This is a genomic window from Herbidospora mongoliensis, assembly GCF_001570545.1.
Taxonomy (GTDB): Bacteria; Actinomycetota; Actinomycetes; order Streptosporangiales; family Streptosporangiaceae; genus Herbidospora; species Herbidospora mongoliensis.
This window is the reverse complement of the sequence record NZ_BBXD01000018.1, coordinates 1-15,188: the sequence shown is the minus strand read 5'-3', so window position 1 is coordinate 15,188 and position 15,188 is coordinate 1. Positions and strand designations below refer to the sequence as shown.

Here is a 15,188-nt window from a genome sequence, read left to right as displayed (position 1 = left end):
GGTGTCGGTGTCGGTGTCGGTGTCGGTGTCGGTGTCGGTGTCGGTGTCGGTGTCGGTGTCGGTGTCGGTGTCGGTGTCAAGCAGGACGACGCGGCCGGGCGCCTCCGACTGCGCCGAGCGCAGCAGCCCCCAAGCGGCGGCCGCCGCGAGGTCGGGCGACTCCCCGTCGCGGACGGCGACCGCGCCCCGGGTCAGGACGACGAGGGGGATGTCGGCGAGCCGGTCGTCGGCCAGCCAGTCCCGGACCATTCCCAGCGTCCAGTGGACGCTGTCGCGGACCGTGCCGGACGGCCGCCAGCGCAGCAGTGCGGCGTCGGGGCGCTCCACTGGGGCCTTCTCCGGTGAGGTCCAGCGGAGTGGCCTTTCGGTCCCGGCGGACAGGACCGGCCGCCAGTCGACGGTGAACAGCGCGTCGTGCACCTGGCCGTTGGTCCTGTCGTGGGAGCGGCCCCGGACGCCGAAGGCCGCGACGGGTTCGCCGGCGCGGTCGGCGAGCCGTACCGCCCATCCGCCGTTCCCGCCGGGCGTCAGGTGCACGCGCAGCGCCGTGGCGCCCACCGCCGCGACGTGCACCCGCGACCAGTCCGCGGTGGCGTGCGCGGGGACGGCGTCCGCCAGGGCGACGGCGTGCAGCGCGGTGTCCAGGAGTGCCGGGTGCAGGACGTACGCGTCGTCGGCGCCGCCCTCGGGCAAATTCACCTCGGCGAACAGTTCGGCGCCGCGACGCCACACGCCGGTCAGGCCGCCGAACGCCGGGCCGTACCCGATCCCGTGCGCGGCGATCCGCTCCCGTACGGTCGTCACGTCCAGCGCGTCGGCTCCTTCCGGCGGCCATGGGCGTACGGCGGGGCCCGCCGCTGGGACGCGCAGGCTCAGCAACCCCTGGGCGTGCAGGGTCCAGGCGACGTCGGGGTGGGGGCGGGAGTGGACGGTGATCGGCCGGCGGCCATGGGGGTCGGGCGCTCCGACGGCGGTCTGGAGCAGCGCCTCGCCCTGGGCGGGCAGCGTCAGCGGTGTGGTGACGGAGAGCTCGTCGATGCCAGAGCAGCCCACCTCGTCGCCGGCGCGCAACGCGATCTCCACGAACGCCGAAGGCGGCACCGTGACCACGCCGCCGATGGTGTGGTCGGCGAGCCAGCGGTGGGTACGGAGCGAGAGCCTGCCGGTGAACAGCACCTCGTTGTGGGAGGCGACGTGGACGGCGGTGCCGAGCAGCGGATGCCCGGTCGTGCCCGTTCCGGCGTCCGTGGCCTCGGGGTCGATCCAGTGGCGGCGGCGCTGGAAAGGGTAGGGCGGCAGGTCGCACCGGCGCGGGGCGGTGCCGGTGAACGCCTGGGTCCAGTCGACCGGCAGGCCCTGGACATGCAGCTCGGCCAGGGAGGCCAGGAACCGGTCCACTCCCCCGTCGTTCCGGCGCAGCGTGCCGGCGACCGCAGCGTCCTCGGCGACCTCCTGGATCGCCGTCGTCAGCACCGGATGGGCGCTGCATTCGACGAAGTAGCCGAATCCCTTGCTCGCCAGGGTCTCGACCGCGTGCGCGAACTGGACCGGCTTGCGCAGGTTGCGATACCAGTACCCGGCGCCCATCTGGGAGGTGTCGAGCCAGTCGCCGGTCACCGTGGAGAAGAACGGCACCTCCCCGGCACGGGGGGTGATCCCCTCCAGCAGTCGCGACAGCTCTCCCTGGATCTGTTCGACCTGGATCGAGTGCGAGGCGTAGTCCACCGGGACCCGGCGGACCCGGATCCCCTCGGCCTTGCAGGTGTCCTGGAACTCCTGGGCAGCGGCCACCTCTCCGGCCACCACGGTGGCGGTGGGGCCGTTGACGACCGCCACCGACAACCGGCCGGACCACGCCTCCAGACGCGCCTCGACCTGGTCGGCGGGCAGCGCCACGGAGATCATCGCGCCCTGCCCGGCCAGCGCCCGGATCGCCTTCGACCGCAGCGCGACGACCTTCGCACCGTCCTCCAGGGACAGCGCGCCCGCGACCACCGCCGCGGCGATCTCTCCCTGCGAGTGGCCCACCACCGCGGTGGGCTCCACCCCGAACGAGTACCAGAGGCGCGCCAGGGACACCATCACCGCCCACAGGACGGGCTGGATGACGTCGACCCGCTCCAGCCACCCCTCGTCGGGGCCGCCGAGCACCTCGGTCAGCGACCAGTCGACGTGGGGTTCCAGGGCGGCCGCGCATTCGGTGATCCGCGCGGCGAACACCGGCGAGTGATCCAGCAGGTGGGTGGCCATCCCCGCCCACTGGGACCCTTGACCGGGGAACACCATCACCACGTCTCCCCGGTCGATCGCGACCGGACCGGCTTCGACCGCCGCCAGCCCGTCGATGAGTTCCTGGCGGTCGTGGCCGATCACCACCGCGCGGCGGGCCAGCGACCCGCGGCCCACCGCCAGCGACCAGCCCGCGTCCAGCTCGCGCACGTCCCCGTCCGCCAGCAGGTCAGCGAGGTGATCCGCCAGTTCCCGCAACGCCCCTTCATCGGCCGCGCTCAACACCAGCGGCACCGCCCGGCCCGTACCGTCGGCGGGGTCGGACGGGGGCTCGTCCGGCTCGGGAGCCTGCTCGATGATCACGTGGGCGTTGGTGCCGGACACGCCGAACGACGAGATCCCCGCGCGGCGCGGTCGTCCCGTCTCGGGCCAGGCCCGGGCCTCGGTCAGCAGTTCGACCGCGCCCTCGTCCCAGTTCACGAACGGGGTGGGCTCCTCCACGTGCAGGGTGCGGGGCAGCACGCCGTGCCGGATCGCCTCGACCATCTTGATCACGCCGCCGACGCCGGCGGCCGCGACCGTGTGCCCGATGTTGGACTTCAGCGACCCCAGCCACAGCGGACGCCCTTCGGGCCGGCCCTGCCCGTATGTGGAGATGAGCGCCTGCGCCTCGATCGGGTCGCCCAGCCTGGTGCCGGTGCCGTGTGCTTCGACCGCGTCCACTTCGGACGTGGTCAGTCCGGCGTCCGCCAGGGCGTCGCGGATCACTCGTTCCTGGGAGGGTCCGTGGGGGGCGGTCAGCCCGTTGGAGGCGCCGTCCTGGTTGACCGCGCTTCCGCGCACCACGGCCAGCACCCGGTGCCCGTGGTTCCGGGCGTCCGACAGCCGCTCCAGGACCAGCAGTCCGACGCCTTCGGCCCAGGCCGTCCCATCGGCCGCGGCGGAGAACGACTTGCACCTGCCGTTGGCGGCGAGGCCACGCTGCCGGGCGAAGTCCACGAACCCACCGGGGGCTCCGGCGACCGACGAGCCGCCGGCCAGGGCCAGCGTCGACTCGCCGTTCCGCAGCGACTGGGCGGCGAGGTGCAAGGCGACCAGGGAGGAGGAGCAGGCGGTGTCGATGGTGACGGCCGGGCCCTCCAGTCCGAAGAAGTAGGAGATCCGGCCGGAGGCGACACTGCCGAGCCGGCCGGTCGTCAGGTAGCCCTCCAGTTCTCGTGGGCCGTCGAGGCCGATGTAGGTCTGCCCGGCCACGCCGACGAAGACCCCGGTGGGGGTGCCGCGCAGCAGTGCGGGGTCGATGCCGAAGTGTTCGAAGGCGTGCCAGGAGGTTTCCAGCAGCAGCCGGTGCTGCGGGTCCATCGCCTGGGCCTCCCGGGGGGAGATCCCGAAGAACCCGGCGTCGAATTCCGTCGCGCCCGAGACGAAACCGCCTTCCCGCGTGTACGTCCTGCCGGGCGTTCCCGGTTCCGGGTCGTAGAGCCCGTCGATGTCCCACCCCCGGTCGGCGGGGAACTCGCTGATCCCGTCGCGCCCCTCGGCGACGAGACGCCACAGGTCCGCCGGGGAGGACACGTCGCCCGGGTAGCGGCACGCCATGCCGACGATCGCGATCGGCTCGTCGCGTTCCGCCTCCGCCGCGGCGAGCAGCTTCCGGGTCCGCTGCAACTCGGCCGTGGTCCATTTGAGGTATTCGGCCAGCTTTTCCTCGTTCGCCATGATGGTCGCTTCTCCTGGAGGGTCAGCTGGCCGCGCGGCCGAGCTCGTTGTCGATGAGGTCGAAGATCTCGTCGGTGGAGGCGGACTCGATCCGGTCGTTCAGGTCCTCGTCGTCGCCGGGCGCCGGTGTCAACCGGCCGAGCATGGTGCGCAGCCGCGCGGTGACCGCTTCGCGGTCCGGGTCGTCGCCGGTGACGGCCGTCAACGCGTCCTGGAGACGGTCGAGTTCGTCGAGCACGAGCCTGGCCCCGCTCGCGGGGGCGAGTCTGGCCAGCAGGTGGTCGGCCAAGGCGGTGGGGGTGGGGTGGTCGAACGCCACGGCGGCGGGCAGCCGTTCGCCAGTGTGCGCGGAGAGCCGGTTGCGTAGTTCCATGGCGGTGAGCGAGTCGAACCCGAGGTCCTGGAAGGCCTGGTCGGGCTGGATCTGGTCGGCGCCGCCGTGCCCGAGCACCGCCGCGACCTCGCCGCGGACGACGTCGAGCACGGCTTTGGCGCGTTCGGCTTCGGGGACTCCCGCCAGGCGTGCGGCGAGAGGAATCGGGGCGGTGTCCACGGTCGCGGACGTGCCCGGCAGCCGGACGAGCCCGCGGAGGAGCGGTGCGACCCGCCCGCCGGCCCGTACCACCGCCACGTCGAGGGGTGTCGCGGCGAGCGCGGGGACGGGCAGCCGGACCGCCAGGTCGAACGCGGCCAGGCCGTCGTATACCGGGATGGGCCGGGCCCCGTCCCTGCCGTAGCGGTGCAGGTCGGCGGCCGTCATGTCCTTGTCGACCCCGCCCGCCCCGGCCCAGATTCCCCAGGCGATCGACGTGGCGGGTAGTCCCATCGAGGCCCGGTAGGTGGCCAGTGCGTCGAGGACCGCGGTGCCGGCGGCGTAGTTGCCCTGGCCGGCGCTGCCGAGCAGGCCCGCCACGGAGGAGAAGAGCACGAACGCAGTGAGGTCGCGGTCACGGGTGAGTTCGTGGAGATGCCACGCCGCGTCCACCCGGGTCCGCAGAACCGTGTCGAAATGCGCGGGCGTGAGGCCGGGGATCATCGCATTGTCCAGTTCGCCCGCGGCGTGCACCACGGAGTCCGCGGGGTGCTCGGCGAGGACGGCGGCCAGGGCGGTACGGTCGGCCGCGTCGCAGGCGACGACCGTCACGTCCGCGCCGGCCGCGGTGAGCTCGCCTCGCAGGCGCGGCGCGTCCGGCGCTTCGGGACCGCGCCTGCTGAGCAGGACCAACCTTCGGACGCCGTGCTCCGCGACGAGGTGCCGGGCCACCAGGCCGCCGAGCGCGCCGGTGCCGCCGGCGATGAGGACGGTGCCCCAGTCGGGGGCGGGTCGGGCGGCGGCGGTCTCGGTGCGGGCCAGGCGGGGGGCGACCATGACGTTCCGGCGTACCGCGACCTGGGGTTCCCCGGAGGCGAGCGCGGCGGCGGCGAGTTCCGTTCCGGGTTGTTCGTCGGTGTCGAGCAGGACGATGCGGCCGGGAAACTCGGTCTGGGCGGTACGCAGCAGTCCCCACGCCGCGGCCGCGGCCAGGCGCGGGGCCTCCAGGTCGTCGACGGCGACGCCGCCCCGGGTGGCCACGACCAGCGACGTGCCGTCGAACCGCTGGTCGGTGACGTGGTCGCGCACGATGTCGAGGAGCTGCTGGACCCCGGTGCGTACCGAGGAGGGGACGTCCCCGCTCGGCGGTGGCGTCCAGTCGAGCAGGACCGCGTCCGCTTCCGGGTCGCCGAGGTCACCCCAGCGGATCGTCCCCGTCGGCGTCCTGCCGGTCGGCACCGGCTGCCATTCGACGTGGAACAGGGTCCGTTCCGGCCTTGCCGCGGCGCGGACGAGCGCGGGCGCCTCGTCGAGGGTGACGGCGCCGATCGAGAGCACGGGCCGGCCCGACGGGTCGGAGAGTTCCAGCGCGAAGGTCCGTTCGGCGACGGGCACCGAGGTGACGCCGACGCCGGTCCCGCCGGTGGTGTGCGGGTAAACGCCTTCCCACCGGGTCGGGAGCAGACCTGTCGCGCCGGTGGCGACGCTGACCGCGGCGTCGAGCAGGGCGGGATGCAGGGCAAACCCGGCAGTCTCGTAAGGGGTCTCGACCACGGCGTCGACCTGTGCGGCGGTGGTGGGCCGTACCGGACCTTCGATCGCGATCCGCCCTTCGGCGTTCAGTGTCCAGTCTGCGCCGAGGTCGCTCCGGGTGTGGATGGTGACGGACCGGAGACCGTTGTCGCCGCCGGGCTCACCGGTGACGACCTGGACCGATACGGCATCCTTGGCGGGCAGGACCAGGGGGGCGGTGATCGTGAGCTCGGCGACGCCGGCCCCGCCGACGTGCTCACTCGCTTGCAGTGCCATCTCGACGAACACGGAGGTGGGAACGATGTCGTGGTCGGCCAGCCAAGGGGCGGTGCGGGCGGAGAGCAGCCCGGTCAGCACGACCGCTCCGCTTCCCGCGACCTCCAGCGCCGCGCCCAGCAGGGGATGTACGGCGGCGTCACCCACGGACGTGGCGGCCGTCAGCCAGTGGTGCTGTCGTTGGAAGGGGTAGGTGGGCAGGTCGACCTGCTGTGCTCCGGTGCCGGCGTAGAAGGCGGTCCAGTCGGTGGTGGCTCCGTGGAGGTGGAGGTGGGCCAGCGCGCTGATCAGGGCCTCGGCTTCGTCCTGGTTCCTGCGCAACGTGGCGGCGGCGAAGGCGTCCGGGGCGATGTCGCCGAGCAGCGGGGTCAAAGCCGCGTCGGGGCCGACCTCCAGCCACAACCCGGCGTCGGCGGCAGTGATCGCGTCAGCGAACCGGACCGGCCGGCGGACCTGATCCACCCAATAGCCGGGGGTCGACCAGTCCTGATCAACGCGCCGACCCGTCACGGTGGACACCGCCACGACAGAGGGCTCGCCGAACTTCAGCCCTTCCACGACCTGGCGGAACTCCTCCAGCATCGGCTCCATCAACGGCGAATGGAAAGCGTGCGACACCGACAACCGTCGGCCTCTCCACCCGGCGGCGATCTGCTCGACGTCCTTTTCGGGTCCGGAGATCACCACCGAACGCGGACCGTTGACCGCGGCGATCACCACCTGCCCGAACAGATGCGGGACGACTTCCTCTTCGGAGGCTTGGAGGGCCCACATCGCCCCGCCCTCCGGCAGGGCCTGCATCAGGCGGCCGCGCGCCTCCACCAGGCGAACCGCATCAGACAGCGACAGCACCCCGGCGATGTGCGCGGCAGCGACCTCACCGATCGAATGACCGACCACCACATCCGGGCGCACACCCCACGACTCCAGTAGCCGGGCGAGGGCGACCTCGATCGCGAACAGGCCGGGCTGAGCCCAACCGGTCCGCTCCAAGCCCTCACCCGAAGCGATCACTTCAGTGAGGCCGTCGAATCGACCGCACACTTGCTTGAACACCTCAGCGAACACGGGAAACACCCGGGCAAGGCCCGCTCCCATGCCCACCCGTTGAGCGCCCTGACCAGAGAAAGCCCACCCGACCGTGGGGTCCGATGCCGCTCGGACGATCTCGCCCTCGGTCGCCTCCATCCGGTATTCCAGCGAGCTGCGTCCGGTCGCCAGGGAGAAGCCGACATCGACCCGATCGAATGACCGCTCCTCGGCGGCCTTCACCACGTCCACGGCAAGGGCACGGAGCGCCTCGGAGGACTTCGCCGACAGCAGCCACGGAACCGTGGGCAGCGAGACATCGTCGATCGAAGGCTCCGCGTCGGGGCCGGGGGCCTGTTCGATGATGACGTGGGCGTTGGTGCCGCTGATCCCGAACGAGGACACTCCCGCCCGGCGGACCCCTTCAGGCCAGGAGCGCGCCTCGGTCAGCAGCTCCACCGACCCCGCCGACCAATCCACATGCGGGCTGGGCTCGTCGATGTGCAGCGACTTGGGCAGGATGCCGTGCCGGATCGCCTCGATCATCTTGATCACACCGCCCACACCAGCGGCGGCCTGAGTGTGCCCGATGTTCGACTTCAGCGACCCCAGCCACAACGGTCGATCCGCCGGACGATCCTGCCCATACGTGGCGATCAACGCCTGCGCCTCGATCGGATCACCCAACCTCGTACCAGTGCCATGCGCTTCGACCGCATCCACATCAGAAGGAGCCAGCCCGGCATTGGCCAGCGCCTGCCTGATCACCCGCTGCTGCGACGGACCGTTCGGAGCCGTCAACCCATTGGAGGCACCGTCCTGATTGACCGCACTGCCTCGCAACACCGCCAGCACGCGGTGGCCGTTGCGTTCCGCGTCCGACAGGCGTTCCAGCACCAGCAGGCCGACACCCTCAGCCCAGCCGGTGCCGTCAGCCCCGGCAGCGAACGCCTTGCTGCGTCCGTCCGGGGCCAGCCCGCGTTGACGGGAGAACTCCACGAACGCCGTCGGTGTGGCCATGACCGTCACGCCACCGGCCAACGCCAGGGTGGATTCGCCCTGACGCAGTGAGCTGGCGGCCAGGTGCAGCGCGACCAGTGACGACGAACAGGCGGTGTCGACCGTCACCGCTGGTCCTTCGAGCCCGAATGTGTACGACACCCGGCCCGACGCCACGCTCCCCGCGCTGCCGCTCGCCAGCAATCCCTCCAGGTCCCCCGGCACTCCGGTCACGCTGGTGGCGTAATCGCCGTACATGACGCCGGCGAATACTCCGGTCCGCGTTCCCCGTACTGACAGCGGGTCGATCCCGGCCCGCTCGAACGCCTCCCACGCGGTCTCCAGCAGCAACCGCTGCTGCGGATCCATCGCCAGCGCCTCACGCGGGGAGATCCCGAAGAACGCGGCGTCGAACTCGGCCGCGTCGTGCAGGAAACCGCCCTCCCGCACGTAGCTCCTGCCCCGCCGCTCGGGGTCCGGGTCGTAGAGCCCGTCGATGTCCCAGCCCCGGTCCGAGGGGAACGCGGAGACCACGTCGCGGCCGCTCGCCACCACGTCCCACAGTTCCTCGGGTGAGGACACCCCACCGGGATAGCGACAGGCCATCCCCACCACCGCAATGGGGTCGGAGTCGGCTACGGCGGCGGCGGTCTCGGTGGTGTCCTTCGCCGCGCCCGTCAGTTCGGCCGCGAGGTGGTCGGCCAGAGCAGCCGGCGAAGGGTGGTCGAAGACCAGGGTGGTGGGGAGGCGCAGCCCGGTCGCCGCAGTGAGCCGGTTGCGCAACTCCACCGCGGTGAGCGAGTCGAACCCCAAATCCTGGAACGCCCGATCCACGGCGACACCGGCCGAATCCGCATGCCCGAGCACACCGGCGACGTGCGCACGCACCAGATCCACCAGCGCGGCGCGGCGCTCGCTGTCATTGAGCCCCGCGAAGGCATCGGGGCGATGTCCGGCTCCTGTTCTCCGTACGGGGACGAGGGGGCGCAGCACCGGCGGCAGCCGGTCGCCGAGGGCCCGGAGCGCGGGGAGGTCCCAGCGGGTGAGGGTGGCCGTGGCGTGGGTCAGGCTCTGCGCGACGTCGAACAGGGCGAGCGCCTCGTCCGTGCCGAGAGGGACCAGGCCGCTGCGGGCGATCCGTTCGCGGTCGGCGGCGGAGAGGGACTCGGCCATGCCGCCGGCCTCGTCCCACAGGCCCCAGGCCAGCGAGATCGCGGGCAGTCCCAGCGCACGCCGATGCTGCGCCAGCGCGTCCAGGTAGGTGTTACCCGCCGCGTAGTTCCCCTGCCCCGCCGTACCCAGCACACCGGCGACCGACGAATACAGCACGAACGCCGTCAGATCACGATCACGGGTCAGCTCGTGCAGATTCCAGGCCGCCTGGACCTTGGGACGCATGACGGCGGCCAGCCGCTCCGAGGTGAGGGAGGAGATCGAACCGTCGTCCAGGACGCCCGCGGCGTGGACGACAGCGGTCACCCGATGTTCGGCCAGAACCGCCGCCAGGGCCTCACGGTCGGCGGCGTCACACCCGACCAGGGAAACGACCGCGCCCAGCTCGGTCAGCTCCGACTCAAGCTCACGCACCCCCGGAGCCTCACCGCCACGACGGCTCAGCAGGACCAGCTCACGAACACCGTGCTCGACCACCAGATGACGGGCCAGCACCACACCCAGACCACCCGTACCACCAGTGATCAACACCGGACCTCGATCCCAGGCGGGTGAGGACTCGGCGGCGGTCACCCGGGTCAGTCCGGGGACGAACGCCTCCCCGGCGCGGAAGGCGATCTGGGGTTCGTTCGAGGCCACGGCCCGCGCCAGCGACTCGTCCGGCAGGTCCTCGTCTGCGTCCACCAGAACGAACCGGCCGGGGTTCTCGGACTGCGCCGAACGCACCAGCCCCCACGCACCGGCCGTGCTCAGCCCCGGCAGCTCCTCGTCTGCCACACCGACCGCGCGCCGTGTCACCACGACCAGCGGTGCGGTGCGGGCCGACTGTGCCTGGATCCGCTCCAGAACGGCGGTGGCCGTTCGTACGGCATCGCCCGCCGGCACGTGCATGATGTCCAGCGGCGGTAGCGGCCCCGGAGCAACGGCATCGAGTGGCCGGGCCGTCCAGGTAAGGGTGTGCAGGCCGTCGGCGGGCGCCCCGGCCTGGCGCAGGCTCTCCCTCGTCAGCGGGCGGAGCGTCAGGGAGCCGGACGCCACGGGAGCGTTCAGCTCGTCCGTCGCCAGGAGGGTGAGGGTGTCGTCGCCCGACCAGGCGAGCCGGACCCGCAGCACCGAGGCCTCCGGCTTCGTGACCCGGACGTCGTTCCAGACGAAGGGGACCACGAGCCGGTCACCGCCTTCGACGAGGGCCGTCCGTACGGCGGCGTCGAGCAGCGCCGGATGGAGCGTGAAGCGCGCCGCCTCGCCCGCCTCCGCAGGCAGGCCGACCTCGGCGAAGACCGCACCATCGCCCTGCCAGGCACGCCTGATCCCGAGAAACGCGGGGCCGTACCCGTAGCCGAGATCGCTCAGGTGCTCGTGGAAGGTCTCCAGGTCCACTTTGGCGGCGCCGGTCGGCGGCCATACCGGCAGGCTCTCCGCCCGGACGTCGTGCTCGGGGGTGAGGAAGCCGGTGGCGTGGCGGGTCCACGGCTGCTCGTCCCCGTCCGGCCGGGAGAACACCGAGACGGAACGCCGGCCTTCGGCGGTGCTCTGCTCGATGACGACCTGGAGCCGGAAACCTCCGCGCTCGGAGAGCACCAGAGGCGCTTCGAGCATCAGTTCCTCGACGCGTTCGCAGCCGACCAGCTGCCCGGCCCGCAATGCCAGGTCGACGAAGACCGTGCCCGGCACCAGCGTCGCGCCGAGGACCGAGTGGTCGGCCAGCCAGGAGTGCGCGGTCAGCGACAGGCGGCCGGTCAGTACCACCGACCCGCCTTCCGCGACGTCCACCACCGCGCCCAGCAGCGCGTGCCCCGCACCGTCGAGGCCGAGACCGACGGCATCGCCGGGGGTCCCGGTGGACGTGATCCAGTGGTGCTGTCGTTGGAAGGGGTAGGTGGGCAGGTCGACCTGCTGTGCTCCGGTGCCGGCGTAGAAGGCGGTCCAGTCGGTGGTGGCTCCGTGGAGATGGAGGTGGGCCAGCGCGCTGATCAGGGCCTCGGCTTCGTCCTGGTTCCTGCGCAACGTGGCGGCGGCGAAGGCGTCCGGGGCGATGTCGCCGAGCAGCGGGGTCAAAGCCGCGTCGGGGCCGACCTCCAGCCACAACCCGGCGTCGGCGGCGGTGATCGCCTCAGCGAACCGGACCGGCCGGCGGACCTGATCCACCCAATAACCCGGAGTAGACCAGTCCTGATCAACCCGTTGACCCGTCACGGTGGACACCGCCGCGACAGAAGGCTCGCCGAACTGCAGCCCTTCCACGACCTGGCGGAACTCCTCCAGCATCGGCTCCATCAGCGGTGAGTGGAAAGCGTGCGACACCGTCAGGCGCCGTCCTCTCCACCCGGCGGCGATCTGCTCGACCTCGCCCTCCGGCCCGGAGATCACCACCGAACGCGGACCGTTGACCGCCGCGATCACCACCCGCCCGAACAGATGCGGGACGACTTCCTCTTCGGAGGCTTGCAGCGCCCACATCGCCCCACCCTCCGGCAGCGCCTGCATCAGCCGACCACGCGCCTCCACCAGGCGAACCGCATCAGACAGCGACAGCACCCCAGCGACGTGCGCGGCAGCGACCTCACCGATCGAATGACCGACCACCACATCCGGCCGCACACCCCACGACTCCAGCAACCGGGCCAGCGCCACCTCGACCGCGAACAATCCCGGCTGAGCCCAACCCGTCCGCTCCAAGCCCTCACCCGAAGCGATCACTTCAGTGAGGCCGTCGAATCGACCGCACACTTGCTTGAACACCTCAGCGAACACGGGAAACACCCGGGCAAGGCCCGCTCCCATGCCCACCCGCTGAGCACCCTGACCAGAGAAAACCCACCCGACCGTGGGGTCCGATGCCGCTCGGACGATCTCGCCCTCGGTCGCCTCCATCCGGTATTCCAGCGAGCTGCGTCCGGTCACCAGCGAGAAGCCGACATCGAGTGGCCGTTCTTCGGTCTTGATGATGTCGGTGGCAAGGGCACGGAGCGCCTCCGGGGACTTCGCCGACAGCAGCCACGGTGTAGTGGGCAGAGAGATGCCGTCGGTCGGCGGCGTCTCCTCCTGGGCGGGCGCCTGCTCGATGATCATGTGAGCGTTGGTGCCGCTGATCCCGAACGACGACACTCCCGCCCGACGAACCCCTTCAGGCCAGGCCCGGTTCTCGGTCAGCAGCTCCACCGACCCCGCCGACCAGTCGACGAGCGGGCTGGGCTCGTCGATGTGCAGCGACTTGGGCAGGATGCCGTGCCGGATCGCCTCGATCATCTTGATCACGCCGCCCACACCGGCGGCGGCCTGGGTGTGCCCGATGTTCGACTTCAGCGACCCCAGCCACAACGGTCGATCCGCCGGACGATCCTGCCCATACGTGGCGATCAACGCCTGCGCCTCGATCGGGTCACCCAGCTTGGTGCCGGTGCCATGCGCTTCGACCGCGTCCACATCAGAAGGAGCCAGCCCGGCATTGGCCAGCGCCTGCCTGATCACCCGCTGCTGCGACGGACCATTCGGAGCCGTCAACCCATTCGACGCACCATCCTGATTGACCGCACTGCCTCGCAACACCGCCAGCACACGATGACCATTCCGCCGCGCATCCGACAACCGCTCCAACACCAGCAGCCCGACACCCTCAGCCCAGCCGGTGCCATCAGCCCCCGCGGCGAACGGACGGCACCGGCCGTCGGCCGACAATCCCCGCTGCCGGGAGAACTCCACGAACGCTGTCGGTGTGGCCATGACCGTCACCCCACCGGCCAACGCCATATCCGACTCGCCCTGCCGCAGCGAACTGGCGGCCAGGTGCAGCGCCACCAAAGACGACGAACAGGCCGTGTCGACCGTTACGGCGGGCCCTTCCAGCCCGAACGTGTACGACACCCGGCCCGAGGCCACGCTCCTCGCGCTGCCGCTCGCCAGCAGCCCCTCCAGGTCCCCCGGCACTCCGGTCACGCTGGTGGCGTAATCGCCGTACATGACGCCGGCGAACACCCCGGTCCGCGTTCCCCGTACCGACAGCGGGTCGATCCCGGCCCGCTCGAACGCCTCCCATGCCGTCTCCAGCAGCAACCGCTGCTGCGGATCCATCGCCAGCGCCTCACGCGGGGAGATCCCGAAGAACGCGGCGTCGAACTCGGCGGCTCTCTCAAGGAAGCCGCCTTCCCGGACGTAGGACGTCCCCCGACGCTCCGGGTCCGGGTCGAAGAGGCCGTCCAGGTCCCAGCCGCGGTCGGCGGGGAAGCCCGAGACGGCGTCCCGGCCGTCCGCGACCACGTCCCACAGGTCCTCGGGGGAGGAAACCCCACCTGGATAGCGGCACGCCATCCCGACGACCGCGATGGGTTCGCGGGCCTTGTCCTCCAGGTCGCGAAGGCGTCTGCGGACCTCGCGGCTGTCGGCGATGGCCCGCTTGAGGTACTCCCTGAGCTTGGCTTCATCAGACATCTGAACTCCTTCGAGTAGAGGGCGGTGAGCGGCCAGGTGTCCAAGCGGTCGCTCAGTCGAGTCCGTCCACGAGGGCGAACAGTTCTCCGTCGCTGGCGGCGTCGAGGTCGTCGGTGACCTCTTCGGTCTGGTGGTTCGCCAGGTCGAGGAGGGTGCGCAGACGCGCGGCGATGGTGTCGCGGCCGTCGCCGGCCGCCGCGGCGGTGATGGCCTCGGTCAGCCGGTCCAGCTCGGCGATGACGCGTGCCGGGGACGTCGGGGAGTCGGCTGCCAGCGAGTCGTCCAGGTTGGCGGCCAGCGCACCCGGCGTCGGATGGTCGAAGAGCAGGGTGGCGGGCAGCCGAAGTCCGGTCGCGGCGGCGAGGCGGTTGCGGAGTTCCACGGCGGTGAGGGAGTCGAATCCCAGGTCCGTGAAGGCCCCGTCAGCGGTGATGGACTTGGGGTCGGGGTGTCCGAGGACCTCGGCGACCCCGGTGCGCACCAGGTCGATCAGGGCTCGGGTGCGTTCCGCGCCGGTGAGCGCGGCGAACCGCTGGACCGCGGGCGTCCCGGCTGCCACCGGTGCGGGCCGGATCAGGCCGCGCAGTACGGACGGCAGGGCGTCGCCGGTGGCACGCAGCGCCGCCGCGTCCCATCGGGTGACCGTCAGGGCGGGTTCGGTGGTGGAGGTCGCGAGGTCGAAGGCGCGCATGGCGTCCTCGACGGTCAACGGGACCATGCCGCTACGGGCGAGCCGCCGCCGGTCGACCTCCGACATGGCGCCGGTCATCCCGCCGGCCTCGTCCCACAGGCCCCAGGCCAGCGAGATCGCGGGCAGTCCCAGCGCACGCCGATGCTGGGCCAGCGCGTCCAGGTAGGTGTTACCCGCCGCGTAGTTCCCCTGCCCCGCCGTACCCAGCACACCGGCGACCGACGAATACAGCACGAACGCCGTCAGATCACGATCACGGGTCAGCTCGTGCAGATTCCAGGCCGCCTGGACCTTGGGACGCATGACGGCCGCCAGCCGCTCCGAGGTGAGGGAGGAGATCGAACCGTCGTCCAGGACGCCCGCGGCATGAACGACCGCCGTCACCGGATGTTCGGCCAGAACCGCCGCCAGGGCCTCACGGTCGGCGGCGTCACACCCGACCAGGGAAACGACCGCGCCCAGCTCGGTCAGCTCCGACTCAAGCTCACGCACCCCCGGAGCCTCACCGCCACGACGGCTCAGCAGGACCAGCTCACGAACACCGTGCTCGACCACCAGATGACGGGCCAGCACCACACC

3 protein-coding genes are annotated in these 15,188 nt (G+C 71.6%); all 3 read right to left on the bottom strand.

All coding sequences use genetic code 11. The annotated features are described in order from the left end of the window. On the bottom strand, positions 1–3,948 hold a 3,948-nt coding region (locus AW272_RS43920; RefSeq protein WP_176579837.1), incomplete at its 3' end, for a type I polyketide synthase. Positions 3,949–3,970: 22 nt separating this feature from the next. Then, entirely contained in the window at positions 3,971–13,918 is a 9,948-nt protein-coding gene (locus AW272_RS26360; RefSeq protein WP_066370502.1) for a type I polyketide synthase, read from the bottom strand. 52 nt (positions 13,919–13,970) lie between these two features. Then, on the bottom strand, positions 13,971–15,188 hold a 1,218-nt coding region (locus AW272_RS26355), incomplete at its 5' end, for a type I polyketide synthase (RefSeq protein ID WP_157518796.1).